Genomic DNA, 19171 nt, shown 5'->3' with positions numbered 1-19171 from the left:
CATTTAAAAACATTCGTAACCCTTATTTTATCACAATTTAAGGATTAATTCGAGGGAGAAGTGAAGACAAAAAAATCACCGAACTAGCGGTGATTTCTCGATGATTGGTCAACAGCAGACAATCCTGATCACTCTCCACTTGTCGCCTCTGTTTCTGAGCTGGAGCTTGGTGTCCGAAGCAGATCCTTCATCTGCGACTGGACAGCTTCTCTTGAGCTTTGTTCTTGCTTTTGCTTTTGGATGTCCTCCATAGCAGGCTGCAACTTCTGCCGGATTTCCACTTTCTCCTCTTGCTCTTTTTGCGCTTGGAGGGTCGGACGATACATGGCAAAGAAAGCCCCGATGACCACGATCAACGCAATCAGGCTCACCCCATAGCGTTTTGGCTGTTCCTGAGAATCAACCTTGACGCCTTTGACCGACAAGTCCTTCCACTCCGGATGCTCTTTCTCACAGGCATCTTTCTTGGTCTTGGTTGGCATGACCAAGACTTGGTTCATCAAGGAAATCATCCCCATGACCACGAGCAAGTAGGGAATATAGCGCGATTGATTGAGAATCATAACGATCAATAGCACAAGACCGATCCCCGCAATCCCCACATTAAAAGCAAAACGCATCCAAAATTCTTTTTTCAGCTGTAAATAAGTCTCTTTAGACATCGGTCACTCCTCATTCATTATTTATACATCATTCCTTATTATCATACCGAAAATTAATTTGAAGAGCAAGTTCGTAACTAGATGGTCATACGGAAGTCCTATTTACACCGCTGGCACCTTTCGAAACGCCTGAAACTTTGGACAAGATCTGCCATGAATACAATCGCATACTAGGGAATTTTGAAGTGGAACCTCTGATTGCTATCCCTATTTTTATCCATGATTTCTTATTCATCCACCACTTTAACGATGGAAATGAGAGAATGAGTCGGTTATTAACGACCCTATTATTATATCGAAGTGGCTTCTATGTAGAGAAATATATCTCCTTAGAAGCATTAATCGCCCAAAACAAAGCAACATATTATGAATCTTTTAGAAAGGCAGGACACCATTGGCATGAAGAAAAAGAGGACGTACTACCTTTTATGAAATATCTGCTAGGAACCATCCTTGCAGCCTACAAAGCCTTCGAAGAGCGATTTACCAACATCGAAGAAAAACTTCCTGCCCTGGAACTCGTCCGAAAAGCAACCCAACAAAAACTAGGACGATTCACCAAGCAAGGCATCCTTGAACTCTGCTCATCCCTCAGCATCAGTTCTGTTTAAGGCTCACTAATAAAATTAGTAGCCAGAGGCGAAATCCAGCGAGAAGACATCGGAAGAGCCACAAAATATAAGAGATTAAAATGAAGTCTTAAAATTCATAGAAAAGCAACTGTCAGTGAGCAATTGTTTTTATTTGCAACATTAGGAGTGTTCATCAACTGATCAAAAACATCAACATTTTCTACACTATAAGAAACTAAAAGACTAATCTACATATTGCATTGAAATTCAAAAAAGAGAGAACCAATTCGGTTCTCTCCAGGTTGTAACTTTTTATCAACCCACTACAGTTGACAAAGAGCCGAATAAATGTAGTTCACATATGACGTATCTTAAATGAAAATTAATTATAACTATTTGAAAATTAAAAGATATAATAATAAAGATGTGATTAACAAATATACCACTATTGTTACTTTTATAGCAATATTATAATATCCGTCCAATCCAGCGAATCTCTCAACAAAGCCAATTTCAGGATTTTTAGGATTATAATATACTATCATACTGGAACCGATTGGAAAAATGGTTTTTAAATCCAAATTTTGTCCCGTTCCATGAACATATTTTATATCAAAAACATTTGATTGCTTAGATTCAGTTGATATGTCTATAAAATAAGAGTAATCATATTTTTTTTTATATTTAATTCCATTCACTGAATATTCAACAATCGGTAAAGATACAGGAACTTCATTTCTAGAATCATATGACACTACAATTCCCTCAACTTTCGAAGTTGATTGAATTTTTATATTTATATCACGACGATATAAGTAATAAAAAATCAAAAATAATATCAAAAATATCAGAGTTATTATTCCTATAATTATAAATAATATTTTTTTAGGCATAATTACCTCCTTATTCGCTCAATTTAATTGAACCATTTCTCAATTGTTCCAGCTAAATTATTAATCCATATTTCTATTTGTCCAAGCAAACCATCACATTCAAAAATCTTATTCTCATATTCATTCATTTTATCAATTAGACGATCCATATCTCTATCAATAGCTTTAATTGTGGTATTAAGTTCATTACTTATAACGCTACTTACAGGTTGATTAAATTGAGTCTTATATAGATTTCCCGTCCACTCATCACTATTTTCATTCTTTAATTTATTTAGAGATTTTTTTTCAGTTCTATAACGACCCTTAATTTTCTGTAAATGGTTATAAATTTCTTTTATTTCCCTAATCTTTGCTTGATAATCTGCTTTCTGATGGCATATCGCAGCTGCTTGAGATCTTAGCGACGCTAACTGGCTTTGTTTTGTCATAAATTACCCATCCTTTTAATAATCATATTCATTTTAGAGTTTTTCACTATTTATAAACTCTTAATTCAATGTCCATTTTCTGAGGATCTTCCATCCGATCAACTATTTTCTTTTGTTCGGAAGAAATCTCTAACATCATTAGCACTGCGTGATTACTTTCTAAATCACCTCTACTTTCATGATTATAAAAAATAGGTTGATTATCATACACGCTGAAGCCATCGTATTGCCAATTAAGATACAATCCGAAACTATTATTAATAGTTACAGAAGTTCGATTAATTAGTAAAAATACCGCATACTCTTTCCCATCAAAAGTATATGTTGCCCCTGTATAATTCAGACTAACTTTTCCTTCAACACCAATCAATGGATGCTTTGTAATAAGTCTATCAACATAATTTATTAACTCAGGAGAATAGCCATCTTCAATATTTGGTTTATTAAAATTAATAATATTTTTTTCCATTATCCTCTCCTTTTTAACCTTTTGAAACTAAAATTTCTAATTTCATTTTATTTGGATCTTTCATACTATCAATTATTTGTTTTTGTGCAGGTGTTATCTCTATCATCATTAATGCTGCACAATTCATATCTAAATCACCTCTTTTAGTGTGATTATATAATATTTCCTGGTTTTCAAAGAGTACCTGTCCATCATATGACCAGTTCAATTTGAAATTTATACTCTGGTCAATTACATGTTGACTTCGATTCAATAATACAAATACTGCATATTCTCGTTCATTAATTGTATAAGTAGCATCTGTGTAATTCATACTTAATTTTCCATCCTCACCAATTGATGGATTTTTTCTTATAATTTCACGAACATAATCAATTAACTCCTTTGAATATCCTTCATTTGTTGGAGGGACAATAAGTGATATGTCTTTTTTTTGACTACTAATATCTTGATTTTTTGTATTATTTTCATTCTTACTAGAAACACTACACGCAGTCAGAGTCAGTATCAAGCATACTATAATAATTAGTTTTTTCATTTTCTTTTCTTTCATTTTAAAATAGATTTATTACCACAATTTAATTTTAACACTTGGAACTGAAACATTCAAAGAGAAACCTAAACCAAGTGTAGCTCCTATTTCAAGCTTATTAGAATATATACTTATTCTATCATTAATATCCTTTACCTTTTCACTCGTGTACATTAATGTTGCATCAACACCACCTTTAGCACTGACTCCCCCACCAATACCAATTAAGTTTTCTGATTTTTCAGCACCATCTGCTTTATATTTGACCGCTAAGCCACCGATATTTGCACTATAATTAACTCCCCCAACAGATGCTTTACCAGAAAATCCAATTTGTGTTTTTTCCTCACTACTGTATCGTGCTATTGTACCACTTGCTTGAGGCCCATATGCAGTTGCATTAGCATTCAGTAAACCTACATTAGTATCTACCTTTGCTCTAGCAGTCGTTACATCAGCTGATAAAATTATTCCGTTCTTACCAAGTCTATTATCTGTAGAAGCTGCAAGAACATCTACTGTTCCTGAAACGTTAACGAGATCACCGGCTTTGGCATGAAGTTCTCCACCAGCAACTCTAGCTTTGCCTTGTGCATGCAATTCTCCGTCTTGCACACTCATTGTACCATTTGCAGAAAGGAAATCACCACCAGCATAAGCATAAAGATCATTAGCATAACCTATTGCATATTGTGTTTCAGCTACAGCCACATTACCTGCCTTATAGATAAAAGGATCTTCTATAAATTTTTTCTTAAAGACCGACTCTGTTCCCTGAATATACCATTCTTCTCCTGTTAAGCTACCAAATTTGGAGTCATCATACCTACCTGAAGGTAGAACATAATGGTCCATCACCTGAGACATTGAATTATTAAGCCCACCAAAGGTTTCTGTTAAAACACCTACTATCTGACACAACTCTTGATCTTTTTCGGCAAAATCTTTATTTACATTTTCTAGCATTTGTTTTATACTATCGAATGCTAAAGCAAGCTCGTCCGTCCTAGAATTTTCTACGGTAATAAATTCATCTGCCTTATTCTCCCATGTTTTTAAATCTGACACTAATTCTGCTGTATTGATTGCTATTTTATTGATTTCTGTTATTTCTTGATCTACTTTTTTGTCATAAATCTTACCAGTTTCCTCTGATTCGAAATCCAGAAAACCTGATTTTACTTGTTTAACGCTGTCATCCAATTTTTTAACAGCTTCAACTATTAGATAAGTCATATTTAAACTGTTTGATTTCATAAATGATTTTACAGCTTCCGCACCTTGTCCTTTGAAGCTATTTGTTTGCGTTAAAATCTGTAGAGCCTTATAAACTTGATATAATTGATTCTCCACTTCTGAATAAGTACTTGATATTTTTGATTCAATTAACGATACTTTAGAGTTACTTAGTTTCATACTTTAATTCCTTTATCCTATATCACTTCCAAAAATCCTGTTTAAACCGAGTCCAAGCATTTTGACCTGCATATTTTGCATCAACTTTCATCCATTCAGCAATGATAACCTCTAAATTTTGGATATCTTGTTCTAATAGTTTTTTATAGATATCAATAACTTTATTAAATTCAGTTTCAACTTCCTTTAGTTTATCAATCGTTTGCAATTCTAAACCAACAGTGTCTAATTCTAATTTAGTAGATATGGCATCTTTTGCTTTTTTCAAAGAGTTGATTTCTTTTTTTAATGTTTCTGGATTAATTAAAAATTGTACCATTATTTTATTCTCCTCTTTCTACACTACAGAATGTGCTGTTTCCTAATACGATTTCAATTACTTTCTGATATTCTTCAACTGATTTACTCTCCAGCATCTCGTAGTAATGGATATAATTAATACCAGATAACCACAATATTACAAACATCTCTGAAAATAATTTTGGCTTTTGTGTCAACAAATAAATAAATTGTTCTTTTACTTTGCCAATATAATTTGAAATATCTTCCTTGTTTAGATAATTCTTAATCATTATTAAGGAAATATTTGGTAGTATCATTCCCATATCCGCACTGTCAATAATGATTTGAGGCAAATTTTTGCTAAAAATTTCATTAAGTAATTGATATGTAAATAAGATATCCTCTAAATGATTGATATGATCTGGATTTGTATGAATCAACAGAAATCTAGATAGAGTTTTTGACTTATATAAGAGTTTCTGTGGAATTATATCACGAGATGATAAAGGAATAAAAACAGATTTTGTATAAGATTCATTATCAAAATCTACTATTTTTTTCCTCATTTTGCTTTCTACGCTCTCATTAATTTCCCCTAATGCATGAACACAAAATTCCATCCCTTTAAATAAATACTTTTGAGCCAATTCCACATCTTCTTTAGACAACTCTTCAATAAATCTATTAAACTCATCTTTATTAAATCTCTTATTCTGAGCTATAAACTCAAGTAATGTTAAATTTAATGAAGTTTGATTTTTGACATATGAACTCTTGTATTGTTGAATAAATTCAGTTTTAATCTGCTGAAAATCTCCTTTTGGAACAAAATCTATTACCTTAAGTAATATATCCAAACTACTGAGAAGTGTTGATGAAGTGGAAACAAAGGAAAATAAAGTATTGCCTGGATTAACAGTCACTTCTATATTTTTCTGTAGCTGAGTTCTTGCATATTCTTGTTTGTAGTAAGCTAGCAACACAATTGCAGCAGGATTAATATTTATAAGTTTTTTTTCTACTTCATAAAGAAATAGTGAAAAACCAAAATTATACCCTAAGGTAATATATATTCTATCTGTTTTACACTTTTGAGTTTGCACAACTAATTTATCCAGTTTACTCATTGTTAACTCCTTTAATTACTTTCATAGCCTGATAATGATTTCCATCAACCATATAAGCAACTGACTTTTTCAAAGCAGGTTCCGAATATTTCACATTCGAAACACTTATAATTTTCTGATCATTTAATCGTAACTCAACAACAGCATATTTTAATTGCTTAATGAATTTTGAAACAACATTTAGACTATTAGATAACATTGGGAGAGTTGTAATGAAGCTATATACTTTAACTTTAGGTCCATTCGTCATAATATATAGTATTTTATCAGATAATATTTCATTTTCCTGAATCAACTCTCCAATTTCATCCCAAATTATTACCATCGGTTTAGGAAGTACTTCATCTAAATCAACATTTTCACTGATTAGATCATATATCTCTTCTATAGTATTCTTCCTTATCAAAAGCGAACCAATTTCTTTTGAAATACGATATTGTTTTTGAGTTTTCGAAGTAGTCAAAAGAATAGAATCAAAATGAAGCTTTTCGAAATTTAACAACATAGTATTTATAATATTGATTTTTTGCCATTCTTGTTCAAAAATATACAGAAGATTTCCTTTAATTAAGTCCCAACTTAACGGTTGAACTTGTTCCAGATCCAATCCGAGTGGCACTTTTCCTTGATCCAGCAAGACTGCTACATCCTCACGTCCATAGAAGGCTGCTTCTGTCAACTCATCTGGCACCATTGGGATTCCTGCTGGTGTGCGGCCTGTCCACATCTCTTTGAGACTTTGGACTTGATCGCGAAGGTTGTTGATGATTTGGATATCATTGTCTCCTGCGACTGGTAGGGCGAACTGGACGACATCGACTTCGTCACGTTTCATGAGTGCCCGTCCCTTGATGTCTTCCATGGTAGCCGCAAGTGGCGTTGCTCCCACGATACCACGGATCTCAGAGATATCATTTTGTGGCAAGGTTAGCTGGTGCTTGAAGTTTGAATAGAGCTGAGCCCGTAGGTTGTTCTGACGGCTAGCTGTGATGATCAAGTGCACACCAATGCTGAGACCTTCACGGGAGATCCGCATGAAGAGCTTGAAGAGGTCTGTCTCATAAGGCTCGTCCTTCATAGACTCATAGCTATCCATGAGGATGACCATGGTTGGCTCTTGCTTGCCGGTCACTTCACGGTAGAGGGCGATGGTGCCGACCCCATGCTCAGAGAGGAGCTTCTTGCGGCGATCCAACTCGCGGTTGATAATCCGGATGAATTTCTGGATTTTCTCCGTCTGATCGAGCAGCAGACTATCAGCCACATGTGGCAATTGAGTCAGGGGTGCTAGACCATTGGTTCCGAAATCAAGCAGGTACATGGTCAGATTTTCTGGGCTCTGCTTGCGAGCTAGATCCATTGCGGCTGTCTGAAGGAAAGTGGTCTTTCCTGTACCTGGACTTCCGTAAAGGAGGATATTCCCATCTTTTGACAGATCGATAGCGACTGCTTCTTGCTTTTGCGCTTGCGGGATATCGGCGACCCCGATCAGGACGCTTGGAGCTGTCCGTTTTTGCCAAGCCTCGATCGGCACGACCTTGTCCAACTCATCCAGCGTGATCCGCTCTTTGAGCGGTGGCAACCATGGTTGGGCCACAGCTGCGATGCCTTCTTGTTGGTGCAAGTGATTGATTTCCTGCACGATGACATCCAGTTCTGTCGGCACTTCCTTGATTTCTTCTGCCATATCCAGACCGGAGAGGTCTTGGTTGAGGACTTCGTATTGGCCCAGTTCATTGATCAAGTAGATGGTATGGTCTTCGATCCCTAGCTGGTCCTTCTCAGGCTGGTAATCTGCTCCAGACCAAGCGGTTTGGAAGAGTTCATAGACTTCGTTATTCCCGACTTGGAGGTAGGCACGACCGGTCTGGGTGATCTCAGCAGCATCTGCCGTCCGCAGCATCTCCATGGAGTCCCCACGGTCAGCCACCTTGAGGGCTAGCTTGAAGCGGGAGTTGGACCAGATCTGGTCATCCACGACCCCAGAAGGTTTTTGCGTCGCAAGGATCAAGTGTACCCCGAGGGAACGCCCGACACGCGCGATAGAGACCAACTCCTTGATGAAGTCTGGTTGGTTGACCTTGAGTTCGGCGAACTCATCACTGATCAAGAAGAGGTGAGGAAGCGGTTCTGTCGCTTCACCGAGTTTAAATTTCTTTTGGTATTGGTTGATATGGTTGACCCCATATTGTCCAAAGAGACGCTCCCGACGATGGATCTCCGCATTGATAGAGGCTAGGGCCCGCATAGACTGGGCACCATCCAAGTTGGTGATGGTTCCAAGCAAGTGAGGCAGATCCTTGAAGAGGTTGGCCATTCCCCCACCCTTGTAGTCGATGAGGAGGAAAGCCACATCGTGTGGGTGGAAGTTGACGGCAAGGCTCAGGATATAAGACTGAATGGTTTCAGACTTACCAGAACCAGTCGTCCCTGCGATCAAACCGTGTGGACCATGAGCTTTTTCATGGAGATTGAGGTAGACCAAATCATCCTTCCCGCGCAGACCGATCGGCACTGCCAAACTTTGGTAAGGGGCATGGCTCTCCCAACGACTCAAGACCTTGAGGTCATTGAAAGTTTCTGCTTGGTACATTTCAAGGAAGGTCACCGAGTCTGGAATTGAGCTCTTGAGCTGTTGGATATGCTTCAGTGGAGCAAGGCCACGCGAGATGGCTTCCTTGTCATAGTCTTCAGGGAAGTGATCCAATTGAAAGTCAAGCTCACGAAGAACCCCTTCTTGCAAAAGCAATTGTCCTTGGTTGCGGTCCTTGATGGAGATAACGGTTTGGATATTTTCAGAAAGAGATGAAAGCACGTCTGCCACATAGATGATGGAGCAGCCTAGCTCTGTCGGATCCTCACGGAAGAACTCCATGATGACATGATCCAAAATCAAGGTTTCATCAGTGATGAGGACCACATAGTGCGGGTGGAAGATCTTGGTATCATTGGCTTTTTCTTCCTCTTTTTGCGCCTTGCGGAGCTTGAGGATCTGGTTGAGACTGTTCAAGACCTGATCGCGTGTCCGCTGATTGTAGACGAAGCTACGGACATTCATGTCTTGCAGAGTTGCATGAGGCAACCAGCGCATCCAATCCCAGCTTTCTTTTTCCTCTTCTGGAATGATCGGAATAATGGTCAGATCATGGTAAGAGTGAAAGACAGCCAATTGGGCAACGAGGAGTTGCAACTGCTCTAGCACGATAGGGCGAGGACCGACGTACCCTACAGGTCCCCGATTAAGGCTGGCTACAATCGGAAGATTGTCGATTTTTTGATGAGCTTGGAAAAGAGCATAGCCTTCTTCTTCCAAGGCATCTTTCTTCCCACTGCGCTCTTCCTGACCATATTTGAGTTCATAGCTGGTTGGAACCTTGCCCAATCCCAAACGATAGGCCAAAAAGTCAAAATGAAGCGGTGTTTTTTCGTAGATCCGCGAGTCATAGCGTTTGACCATCTTGGTCAAGTCTTCGATCGCTGGGAAATGGTAAAACATGCCTTCTCGTTGCTTCCGAGATAGCTGTTCCAAGTCCTTGGCCTTGTCCTTGAGATAGAGATGGTAGAGCTCCACGCGCTCTTTCTTGTCTTCTTTGTATTTCTTACGATTCTTGAAGAATCCTTGAACAGAAAAGATCACACTAACCACAGACATGGATACCGTCGCGATGATATAGAGTCCCCGCGGTTGGAAAATGGTGATCAAGAGGGTCACCCCAACCATGATGAGGGGTGGCATGATCAACTTCAAGAGTTCATCTGATGGCTTTTGAGGCTCCGCTCCCGGAGGATTGATCAAGATCTTGTCTTCCGAACTCCGGTAGATGATCCGCGGAGACCGGTGGTACTCTGGATAGTCCTTGTAGAAGTCATAGCGTGAATGCAAGCGTGGCACCAGATAAGGACTTACTTCGACAGCCCCTTCCACGCCAAATTCTTCAGGATAGAGCTTAAAGGTCACATCCCCAATCGCCAGCTCATCTCCAAAGGCCAGTGGAAAAGTCGCTTCACTGACGAGTTTGTGGTTATGGTAGAGTTTTCCGGATAAGAGCTGGCAAGTCCATGTCTGCTCTTTTTTCACAAGGAGAAAGCGTACTGGATAGTGCAAGCGCACATCCGCACCCTTTTCATCTGCTACGAGGATTTCTTCCTTGTCTAGCAGTTCATAGGTATGGACTTCTCCTGTCGCCAAGTAGCAGACCACATCCCCAAGGATTTTGCTATTTTCAAGCACGCCCTTATCTTCACCATACTGGTAGAAGATTTCTCCTTGACTCCATTGGAAATGAAGGGGATTTTCTTGCGAAGCCAGGGTCAACTGAGCTGTTTCTTGATTCGATACAGTCGCTGTTTTTCCCTCTTCTAGCGCTAGCTCATAGCGAAAACCTTTTTTATAGAGTATGATACGTTTTTTCATAGACTACTCCTTGTGGTCGCTAGACTCAGTCGAGCTTGCAGTTGTAGAAGACGAGCTTTCTGTTGAGGAACCTTCTGTAGACGAAGCCGTTGTTGAGCTGCTAGTGGAAGCTTTGATTTCATCTGTCTCTGCTTCCAAGAGTTTAGAGCGGGCATCCCAGTATTTCTTGTATTCGCCCTCTAGCTCAGAGAGTTTCTTCTCGCGCTGTTCACCAGAGAGTTTTTCGCTATCACGTGTCGCCTTGATTTCTTTACGAAGGGCATAGATGATCAAGTCTGAATCGTCGATCCGCTTGGCTGTATCCAGCGCTTGGGTAAAGTCATGACGGCCGATATAGATCCAGTAGTGGAGATAGAGACTGTCTGATTTGAGCGTGACGTTGTTGAGGATGACCTTCTTTTGGTCCTCTGAGAAATTCAAGCCTTGCAAGTAAGACGTCGCCAACTCGTATTTCTGTGTCGTTGGAAGACTGCTTGGAGCCACTCCCTCCAACTCATCGATCACACCGGTGTAGTCTACTTTAAGAAAAGCAGTATCCGCTTGAAGCAACTTTTCTTTAAAGGGGGCTTGGAAAAAGACCAAATAAATCAAGGGCAAGAGTAAGAGGGCCACTACAGCTGAAAGCCATACTGTTGCCAACTTAAAGATTCGGTGTTGACGACTTGAAACCAAGGTCAAGGTCTTTTCTTCCTCTTCCTTGCGTTCTTGGTAGGCTTTCTCTAAGAGAGCTTTCATCTCTTCTAAGCTAGCAGCATCACGGATTTCTACCAAGAAATCAGGCAGATCTTCTAATTCAAGTGTGCCTTGATAGAGCTCCATGAAATCCCAGTCCCCAAAAAGAGTGACCGCATAGCACTTGGCCTGCCGCAAGAATTCAACCTGATCCCACTTGCGTGGCACCATCATTCCCGGCACCCCGCGATAAGCGATCTTGACTTGCGCATCCTTGGTCACAAACAAATTGATAGGATGCAACATAAAGGTCACCGGAAGCTCCAAGGCTGGCGCCAAATCCAAGACATTGATAGCTAGACGCAGACGGTCTGAAACCGGTAATGCCTGGATTTCTTCTGCACTCAAGCCTAGCGCGTCTGTCTGATAGGTCAGATGAATCTGGTCTTGATCCGCTGTCATGCTTTGCTCTAAAAACAAGGGATGATGGAGATCCAAAATCCATAAATTGCGTAAATCCTGGCTATCCACTTCTGAACGCTTAAGGTCCAGCCGCCAGCTCGTTTCTTCTTTTTCAAAACGGAAGACTTGTTCTTCCAGTGTAAATTGTTCTTCTTTCACCTTACCACTCCTCAATCTCGATCAGATCACCACTCGTGATCGGATACTCTTGTACCACCTTGCCTTCATCCAGCAAGATGCCTTTATTTACCACGCGCAACTGATACTTGCTTCTAGGCTCCATGGCAGACCCAAAGATCTGATCCAATTCCCGAATCAAGCGTCGCACCTCCATCCGCGTTGGGATTCGGAGGTCATGGCTTGCACCATTCATACGGAAGGTGACATTGATATGTTGGTCCATTTAGGCCTCTTTTCTATAGATTCGATAGGAAATATAGCCAGCAATCCCAAAGAGAAGAGCACTCCAAGCCAGCATTTGCAAGGCTGGAATAAAATCCGACAAGCTGGCCGAATTGTCCTCCACATTGGACTCGAATTTAGATAATTTTTGATTTTCAGGCTGGAACAGGTCCGCTTCAGGCCCCGTTTTTTTCTTTCCCTTTATAGCAGAAAACAACTGGCCGTCTGAATCGGTCAATTGTTTCTCTTGCTTGCGTTTTTCATCTGCTAATTTTTTCTGATCCTTCTCATTGAAAAGAGACTCAGTCGCATCCAATTGGCCCCCAAGTGTCTTTTCCTGCTCTGTCTCAAGACGTGAGTTGTTGACCTGCAGACGATTATCAATAAAATCATCTGCAGAAACAACAACCGCTGGCAAGAGACTTAAGACAAAGAGAAGATACATCATTTTTTTCATAAGCTTGATTCAATTTCCTTTGTTTGAGTAAACTTCTTAGGAATGAAGATATTGGCAACCGCCAAAAGTCCGAAGAAGACCAACAATCCGAAGAAGACGCCGATACCGGCTGTTTGTCCATCAAAGTAACCCGCAAACTGTCCTTCTAAAATAGAAAGGAGGTTGACATTTTTCACCAGTGCTGGAAGGCCTGACAAGGTCGCGGTCGTTCCGATCGCGCTTGATAGGTAGACATAGCTGATCAACATGAAGAAGGCCAGTCCCATTCCAATCACACGGAAGTGTTTCAAAAGAAGGTATTGTAGTTGTACCAAGACAAAGCTTGCTAGAACCGCTAAGAATACCCATGAAGGTACATATTCACGACCAACAGAGAGTTGAATACTTGAAATCATTCCGATCACTAGTCCAAGGATGAGAGAAAGTCCCACAAGAACACCGACAGACAAGAGATCTGATTCTTGCAAACGATCGAGTTTGAAACGATCCTTAACCTTACGGATGATTGGTTGCGTCGCAAAGAGATAAGCTGTAAAGAGGCTCAAGACTTCCAACATAAAGATCCAGATAAATGGACGGTAGACGTTGATGGTCGCTTTCACAGAAGACGATTTCTCTGCAACTGGATTTGACAAGAAATCGAGCAAGACTTCATTCGGCACTCCGTTTTCATAGGCATTGTTGAAGACTTTACGGAAGGCTTCGACGAAGTTCCCGTTTTCAGACAATTCCTTGTCGAATTCACCCATCAAACTTTCCGCATTACTAGACAATTTCTCTGTATTGCCTTGGGCTTTTTCTAATTCTTTGTTCAATTGGCTAAAGATTTCATTGGTAGAGTTAGCAGCTTCTACATTGCTACGAGATGAGCTCTTAACGCCTTCTGTCGAGCTCAATAATGACGTGTATTCAGAACCAAGAGCTGACAAATCTGCATCGGTCTTGGTTTGAGCCTGTGTCACTGTTTCCTGCGCTTTTGAGATCTCTTCTAGGCGTCTTTGAAGGTCTGCATACTGCTTCAATTGATCGTTGATATTTTGGGTTAGATCCTTGTTGGTGTTTTCGATTGCTTGAAGATTTGCCTGCAATTGTGGTCCCAAGTCTTGCAACTGTTTAAGGGTACCATCTAACTGGGCTTTCACACTCTTCGTTGCATCCCCAGATTCATCCGTTTCAATACTCTTACGGTAGTCCTTCATGTTACTTGAAACGGCAGCCTTCACGACATCGACCAAAGCATTTGTCAAATCCATATCTTCGATCGGATCATAGAGCGAATGACGAACATGGTTGTCATCTTCTGGATAGTAAGCATCGATCAATGCTCCCGCGCGTTGATAATCCAGGGCGATTTCACTAGCTTTCGATGCATAGTTAGCGACAGCTGTTTTCAAGTCTTCTGCAGATACAGTCACACTGGTTGAAGAAACTCCATTCACAAGGACTTCAACATCAATCGCGCTTGGCATAGCTCCTCCATCTTCAACAAGGTGAATTTGAATTTGTTTGCCATCTTTCAGTTCGACTTCCTGCTCACCACTGCCTGCATAAGTCTGTCCATCATAGGTCCAGGTATCAACCTTAACTCCTGCAGGTACTTGAATGCTAACTTTTTGTTTTCCAGATTTAGCATTGAGAACATTCGCAACTGCCGTTAATTTAGCATCCACTTCAGCAGCCAATCGTTTCAAGTCATCTGCGTTCCCTTTTGCTTGCCCCTTCGTTCCAGCAAAAGCACTATCAAAATCAATCGCTGCGTTGAGATTCCCATACTTATTCAGATTAAGACTAGCAGGATCTAAAGACGGAAGTTTTTCAATTGCTTGACGAATGTCATCATCCGCTTTATCTCGAGCCTTGCTGATAGTTTCGATTTTTGGCTTTCCAAGCAAGGTACGAAGAGTGACTTTGTCTCCTTCATTTAGACCATAGTAGTCAAGGATCTTCGCTTTTACAGAAGACTCGATGTTCTTTTCGTGCTCATCTAATTTGTCGCGTTCTGCCTTGATCCCTTTTTCGAGGTCTGCCACACGATCATTCACATCTTTTGTCAAGCCTGCATAAGTCTTGGTACCTGAAGCATCTCCTTCTGTTTCAGTTGGTTGACTCAATTGTTTGGTAATTGCTTCTTGGTTTTGTTGTAGATTCTTATACAACTCTTGGGTCTTTTCACTGACAACAGACTGGTTCATAGACATCAGCTGGTTCATGAACTCTTCATGGCTGATCTTGTCCTCAGAGCGTTGTTTGATCAATGTGTCGAAGTTTTGACCGTACTGATCCTGAGATTGGGTCAATTGATCAAAAGCCTGTGTATAAGACTCAAGGACTGTCTTCAAAGCATTGTTCGACTCGACAGAAGACGTAGACAAGCTATAGAGACTTGGAAAGATATTCTTCGAATCTAAAGCCGAATCCAGCAAGTTGCTTCGGTATGAACCAATGTTGGTCGATTGGATTTTATTACTTGTCTCCACGTTCTTCTGAGCTGTATAAAGGTTGCTCAAAATGCTGACCATATACATATCAACCAACTGGCTATTCAAGTCTGAAACGATATCTTTAGCGACTTTATTGGCCTCGTTTTCAACCTGAGAATTTCCAGCCGCATTGACCTTATACGTCACCGTGGTCTTCTCTGCATTAACCGCATTCACTTCCAAGACCTTCTCTGAGAAGTCACTTGGAATGACAATCATCAACTGGTACTTGCCATCTGCAAGCCCTGACTCAGCGGCTCCACGAGGGAGTACAGACCAGTTTTGCGAATTATCCCGTTCGATATTCTTTACATAGCTAGCCCCAAGGTTGTATTCTTTATCATTCAGTTTGACCGCTTTGTCTTCATTGACAACCGCAATATTAAGCTTGGTGTTTTCTGTCGTTTGTACGGTCTTGGCTTCGTTTTGCTTTTGGTCCTTTTGAACCGTCGTATAAAGACCCACTACAGATCCCATCAAAAGGAGCACAACTGCACTCTGACCGATGTATTTTAACCATTTTTTCTTTTTCACTTCTATACCTTTTCCTTTTTCTAATTCATAGATACAAAATAGGGGTTAGGAATTAAGAATCTAACCCCTATTTTCTATATATCAAAAGACAAAAGGGTGATCTACCTACAAGAAGTAAGATCACCTCCAAGACTATCTTAGTGGATTTGTGCAGCGATATCTTGGTCAGTTTGTTCAACGATATCAGCAACTTTGATCAATTGAGCGTTGATGTCTTCCAACAATTGAGCGAATTGTTTGATTTTTGGAGACAATTCGTTGAATTGTGCTTCAAAGCTATCAAATGCAGATCCATCCCAGTTTGCGTCGATGACTTGTTGTTCATGAGTCAAAGTGTTAAGGATTTGATCGATTTCTTGAGAACCTTGTGAATAGCGTTGTGCTGATTGACGTAGTTCTTCCGGAGTTAATTTAATTTGAGCCATATGTTTCTCCTTTTGGGCTGATACCCTAATATTTTTTTCATAAACAATACATTTAGTACGAATTAGTAAAAATCCAAAAAACTGTATATTTACCTTTTCACTCCCTATTTGTATTATTTACTTAAAGATATCTTAACGAAATATTGCGAGAAAGTCAAGTTTTGAGCCCCAACTGATAAAATATTGTAACTTTGTTACATTTTTGAAATAATTTGTTATACAAACGTAACATATATCTGAAATTCCTTGCCCCAGTAGTCTCCAACTAGTATTATTTCTGATAAGAAAAGAAGACACTCTGTCCTGTTATATTAACTCGACACATAGATAAAAAATGTTGATTTTAGGTGATTTTAGATACAATCTTTGATGATTTTTGTATATTTTTTCATTTTTAAAACTTTTATGGTATAATGAAACCTGTTCAAAACTTGTTTCATACAAGATCGAACACCATTAACCTATAAGGAGTATATATGAAAAAATTTCTACTTGTCTCTGTCTGTCTACTAGCTCTTACCGCTTGTAGCCAAGGCCAACAAGGCAAAGGGACTACTAACGCTTCTTCCAAGCAAGAGGCCACTCAAACCAAAAAGGAGCAAGTCCAAAACAAGACCTTTGTTAGTGACCTCGGCGATCACCACCAAAACAAAATTCAAATCGGCTACAAAAAAGATGAAATTGTCTCTTTTACTTTTCTTAGTTTTGAACCCATTTCCTCAGATTTGCAAGACATGGATCTTTCCGAGTTAAAGGAAATCTACCAAGAAGAATTAGAACATAGCGATATCTATAAAAGCTTAAATGGCAAGCCTGGTCTTAGCTTCCGCATTCAAATTTCGAAAGATAAACAATCCTATGCCAAGGTCTTACAAGCTGACTTCTCAAAAATCAAGAAAGATGAGTTTGCTTCCATCTACGGGGATCAAGGGGAGGAAGAAACAGCTGAGTTCAAGAAATACCTCAATGGCAAACCTCAAGATCTCTTTACCTATTTCAAAGATCAAGGCCTCAAAGAAGAAAAATAAATAGAGCTTCCTGAGTTTCATCACCACACTGGTGAGAGCTCAGAAAGCTTTTTCTTATTTGTTCAAGATTGAAAGGGTTTCAAGGAGATTGTCCGCATGAACTTCGATGGTATCTCCTGTTGCTTTGATTTTCACTTCTACGATACCTTCAGCTGCTTTTTTACCAACTGTTACGCGGATTGGAAGTCCAATCAAATCACTATCGCTGAATTTGACACCAGCGCGTTCATTTCGGTCATCCACCAAGACTTCGTAGCCTTTATTCACCAAGGCTTCTTCGATCCGGTCGGTCAAAGCAAGACTCGCTTCATCCTTGACATTGACTGGAATCAAGTGCACATCAAATGGCGCCAATTCTTTAGGGAAGTTAATCCCCCAAGCGTAACGATATTCCCCTTTTGGAGTCTTATTGACAAAGAGGCGTGCATGTTGCTCCATAACGGCTGAAAGAAGACGGCTGACACCGATTCCGTAGCAACCCATGATGATTGGAACCGCACGACCGTTTTCGTCCAAGACATCTGCTCCCATGCTAGCTGAGTAGCGTGTGCCGAGTTTGAAAATGTGACCAATTTCGATCCCACGCGCAAAGTTCAAGACCCCTTTCCCATCTGGTGAGATTTCGCCTTCACGAACTTCACGGATATCGACGTATTCTGCAGTAAAGTCACGTCCTGGGTTGACACCAGTCAAGTGGTAGCCTGTTTCATTGGCACCGACTACTGCATTGCGGCTGTCTTGGACCTTGCGGTCTGCGATAATCTTAACATTTTCAGGAAGATCTACTGGACCGAGAGAGCCAAAATCTGCTCCTAATAATTCTTTCACTTCCACTTCGGTTGCCGGTTCAAAGAAATCTGCTCCGAGGTAGTTTTTCAACTTCACTTCATTGAGCTGATCATTACCTACGAGAAGGGCAACAACAGGCTCACCATCTGCGACGTAAACCAAAGTCTTGATCGTAGCTTCTTCTGGAACATTCAAGAATGCAGCTACTTCATCAATCGATTTGACACCTGGTGTTTCCACGCGTTTTACTTCTTCTTCCGCTACAACACGGTTACTTGGCTTGTATTCGTTCGTCGCCATTTCCAAGTTGGCAGCATAGGTTGATTCACTTGAATAGGCAATGGTATCTTCCCCAGAAACCATCCATTTGAGCAATTCTGCTTTGATTTCTTCTTGCACTTCTGCTGGGATCTCATCAAAGGAAGCCACCGATTTGTCTAAAACAACCCAACGATCCAAGTCTGTACGAGCAGGTGTAACAGCCATAAACTCTTGGCTATCTTTTCCGCCCATGGCACCACCATCACCGATGATGGCTTTGTAGTCGATGCCACTGCGGGTGAAGATCCGCTCATAAGCTGCTTTGTATTCATCGTAAGTGACATCCAAGCTATCGTAGTTAGCATGGAAGCTATAACCGTCTTTCATGATGAACTCACGGGTCCGAAGAAGACCGTTCCGTGGGCGTTTTTCATCGCGGTATTTTGGTTGAATTTGGTAGAGATTCAATGGCAATTGTTTGTAAGATTTTACTGAGTCGCGCACAATAGCGGTAAAGGTTTCTTCGTGAGTTGGACCTAAGATAAAGTCAGAGCCTTCACGGTTTTTCAACTTATAAAGGTCTTCCCCGTAAGTTTCGTAACGACCAGATTCACGCCAGAGATCCGCACTCAAAAGGGCTGGAGCAAGCATCTCTACTGCTCCAATTTTTTCGAATTCTTGGCGCATGATGCCTTTTGCTTTTTCAATCACTCGATTAGCTAGTGGCAAATACGAATAGACACCAGCTGATACTTGGCGAACATAACCTGCACGCAACATCAAAGCATGGCTAATGACTTGAGCATCGCTTGGCATTTCGCGAAGCGTTGGAATCAACATTTTACTTTGTTTCATGGACAATA

The 19171-nt window shown here is 40.3% G+C and carries 17 protein-coding genes and 1 pseudogene; 3 read left to right on the top strand and 15 right to left on the bottom strand.

The annotated features are described in order from the left end of the window. Nucleotides 1-128: 128 nt before the first annotated feature. On the bottom strand, nucleotides 129-662 hold the full coding sequence (locus GMC92_RS07830) for a hypothetical protein (RefSeq protein ID WP_118095919.1): 534 nt from the start codon (nucleotides 660-662) through the stop codon (nucleotides 129-131). Nucleotides 663-799: 137 nt separating this feature from the next. Between GMC92_RS07830 and GMC92_RS10940 the strand changes: the two are divergent. Then, a pseudogene (locus tag GMC92_RS10940) lies at nucleotides 800-895 on the top strand (Fic family protein); the annotation flags it as partial. 30 nt (nucleotides 896-925) lie between these two features. Beyond that, nucleotides 926-1273 carry a Fic family protein gene (locus GMC92_RS07825; RefSeq protein WP_238676506.1) on the top strand — a complete coding sequence of 116 codons (348 nt, stop codon included), beginning with the start codon at nucleotides 926-928 and terminating at the stop codon, nucleotides 1271-1273. 353 nt (nucleotides 1274-1626) lie between these two features. Here the strand turns inward: GMC92_RS07825 and GMC92_RS07820 are convergent, their stop codons facing one another. The 13 genes from GMC92_RS07820 to GMC92_RS07760 all read right to left on the bottom strand — a co-directional run bounded on the left by GMC92_RS07820 (nucleotide 1627) and on the right by GMC92_RS07760 (nucleotide 16230). After that, the gene (locus GMC92_RS07820; RefSeq protein ID WP_118095920.1) at nucleotides 1627-2127 is read right to left on the bottom strand and encodes a DUF3592 domain-containing protein; all 501 of its coding nucleotides are present in this window, start codon (nucleotides 2125-2127) and stop codon (nucleotides 1627-1629) included. 23 nt (nucleotides 2128-2150) lie between these two features. Next, complete coding sequence (locus GMC92_RS07815; protein ID WP_118095921.1) at nucleotides 2151-2558, bottom strand: DUF5082 family protein; 408 nt, start codon at nucleotides 2556-2558, stop codon at nucleotides 2151-2153. A 46-nt stretch (nucleotides 2559-2604) separates the two neighbouring features. Beyond that, nucleotides 2605-3027, bottom strand: coding sequence for a hypothetical protein (locus GMC92_RS07810; protein ID WP_118095922.1), 423 nt, complete (start codon nucleotides 3025-3027; stop codon nucleotides 2605-2607). Nucleotides 3028-3040: 13 nt separating this feature from the next. Next, a complete protein-coding gene (locus GMC92_RS07805) occupies nucleotides 3041-3565 on the bottom strand; it encodes a hypothetical protein (RefSeq protein WP_118095923.1) in 525 nt (174 codons plus the stop codon). Between the two features lie 30 nt (nucleotides 3566-3595). Continuing rightward, a complete protein-coding gene (locus GMC92_RS07800) occupies nucleotides 3596-4975 on the bottom strand; it encodes a T7SS effector LXG polymorphic toxin (protein ID WP_118095924.1) in 1380 nt (459 codons plus the stop codon). 22 nt (nucleotides 4976-4997) lie between these two features. Continuing rightward, the gene (locus GMC92_RS07795) at nucleotides 4998-5294 is read right to left on the bottom strand and encodes a DUF5344 family protein (protein ID WP_118095925.1); all 297 of its coding nucleotides are present in this window, start codon (nucleotides 5292-5294) and stop codon (nucleotides 4998-5000) included. Nucleotides 5295-5298: 4 nt separating this feature from the next. Next, a complete protein-coding gene (locus tag GMC92_RS07790) occupies nucleotides 5299-6384 on the bottom strand; it encodes a hypothetical protein (protein WP_118095926.1) in 1086 nt (361 codons plus the stop codon). Further along, the gene (essC, locus tag GMC92_RS07785) at nucleotides 6377-10798 is read right to left on the bottom strand and encodes a type VII secretion protein EssC (RefSeq protein ID WP_155200107.1); all 4422 of its coding nucleotides are present in this window, start codon (nucleotides 10796-10798) and stop codon (nucleotides 6377-6379) included. Before essC ends, GMC92_RS07790 begins: the two co-directional genes overlap by 8 nt. Before the next feature lie 3 nt (nucleotides 10799-10801). Continuing rightward, nucleotides 10802-12091: a type VII secretion protein EssB gene (gene essB, locus GMC92_RS07780; RefSeq protein ID WP_338324049.1), complete on the bottom strand. Its 1290-nt coding sequence runs from the start codon at nucleotides 12089-12091 to the stop codon at nucleotides 10802-10804. A gap of 1 nt (nucleotide 12092) precedes the next feature. Then, a complete protein-coding gene (locus GMC92_RS07775; protein WP_003013697.1) occupies nucleotides 12093-12335 on the bottom strand; it encodes an EsaB/YukD family protein in 243 nt (80 codons plus the stop codon). Beyond that, nucleotides 12336-12791: a type VII secretion protein EssA gene (essA, locus tag GMC92_RS07770; RefSeq protein ID WP_024054630.1), complete on the bottom strand. Its 456-nt coding sequence runs from the start codon at nucleotides 12789-12791 to the stop codon at nucleotides 12336-12338. After that, nucleotides 12788-15811, bottom strand: coding sequence for a type VII secretion protein EsaA (gene esaA / locus GMC92_RS07765; RefSeq protein ID WP_338324050.1), 3024 nt, complete (start codon nucleotides 15809-15811; stop codon nucleotides 12788-12790). The genes essA and esaA overlap by 4 nt, the downstream gene beginning before the upstream one ends. A gap of 131 nt (nucleotides 15812-15942) precedes the next feature. Further along, nucleotides 15943-16230, bottom strand: a complete 288-nt coding sequence (locus GMC92_RS07760; RefSeq protein WP_003009979.1) for a WXG100 family type VII secretion target — start codon at nucleotides 16228-16230, stop codon at nucleotides 15943-15945. A 476-nt stretch (nucleotides 16231-16706) separates the two neighbouring features. Between GMC92_RS07760 and GMC92_RS07755 the strand changes: the two genes are divergently transcribed. Further along, a complete protein-coding gene (locus GMC92_RS07755; protein ID WP_118095931.1) occupies nucleotides 16707-17258 on the top strand; it encodes a hypothetical protein in 552 nt (183 codons plus the stop codon). Between the two features lie 54 nt (nucleotides 17259-17312). On the opposite strand, the gene GMC92_RS07750 is transcribed toward GMC92_RS07755, so the two are convergent. Beyond that, nucleotides 17313-19163 (bottom strand): proline--tRNA ligase, encoded by a 1851-nt coding sequence (locus tag GMC92_RS07750; protein WP_129824488.1) that lies wholly within the window; start codon nucleotides 19161-19163, stop codon nucleotides 17313-17315. Between the last annotated feature and the right edge of the window lie 8 nt (nucleotides 19164-19171).

Source organism: Streptococcus parasanguinis (genome assembly GCF_009717775.1).
Classification (GTDB): Bacteria; Bacillota; Bacilli; order Lactobacillales; family Streptococcaceae; genus Streptococcus; species Streptococcus parasanguinis_AG.
This window is presented reverse-complemented; position numbering and strand designations above follow the sequence as displayed.

Bases quoted from the DNA above. Each gene is read 5' to 3' on its own strand.
- GMC92_RS07830 (WP_118095919.1), bottom strand. From the start codon at position 662: ATGTCTAAAGAGACTTATTTACAGCTGAAAAAAGAATTTTGGATGCGT.
- GMC92_RS07825 (WP_238676506.1), top strand. From the start codon at position 926: ATGAGTCGGTTATTAACGACCCTATTATTATATCGAAGTGGCTTCTAT.
- GMC92_RS07820 (WP_118095920.1), bottom strand. From the start codon at position 2,127: ATGCCTAAAAAAATATTATTTATAATTATAGGAATAATAACTCTGATA.
- GMC92_RS07815 (WP_118095921.1), bottom strand. From the start codon at position 2,558: ATGACAAAACAAAGCCAGTTAGCGTCGCTAAGATCTCAAGCAGCTGCG.
- GMC92_RS07810 (WP_118095922.1), bottom strand. From the start codon at position 3,027: ATGGAAAAAAATATTATTAATTTTAATAAACCAAATATTGAAGATGGC.
- GMC92_RS07805 (WP_118095923.1), bottom strand. From the start codon at position 3,565: ATGAAAAAACTAATTATTATAGTATGCTTGATACTGACTCTGACTGCG.
- GMC92_RS07800 (WP_118095924.1), bottom strand. From the start codon at position 4,975: ATGAAACTAAGTAACTCTAAAGTATCGTTAATTGAATCAAAAATATCA.
- GMC92_RS07795 (WP_118095925.1), bottom strand. From the start codon at position 5,294: ATGGTACAATTTTTAATTAATCCAGAAACATTAAAAAAAGAAATCAAC.
- GMC92_RS07790 (WP_118095926.1), bottom strand. From the start codon at position 6,384: ATGAGTAAACTGGATAAATTAGTTGTGCAAACTCAAAAGTGTAAAACA.
- essC (WP_155200107.1), bottom strand. From the start codon at position 10,798: ATGAAAAAACGTATCATACTCTATAAAAAAGGTTTTCGCTATGAGCTA.
- GMC92_RS07775 (WP_003013697.1), bottom strand. From the start codon at position 12,335: ATGGACCAACATATCAATGTCACCTTCCGTATGAATGGTGCAAGCCAT.
- essA (WP_024054630.1), bottom strand. From the start codon at position 12,791: ATGAAAAAAATGATGTATCTTCTCTTTGTCTTAAGTCTCTTGCCAGCG.
- GMC92_RS07760 (WP_003009979.1), bottom strand. From the start codon at position 16,230: ATGGCTCAAATTAAATTAACTCCGGAAGAACTACGTCAATCAGCACAA.
- GMC92_RS07755 (WP_118095931.1), top strand. From the start codon at position 16,707: ATGAAAAAATTTCTACTTGTCTCTGTCTGTCTACTAGCTCTTACCGCT.
- GMC92_RS07750 (WP_129824488.1), bottom strand. From the start codon at position 19,163: ATGAAACAAAGTAAAATGTTGATTCCAACGCTTCGCGAAATGCCAAGC.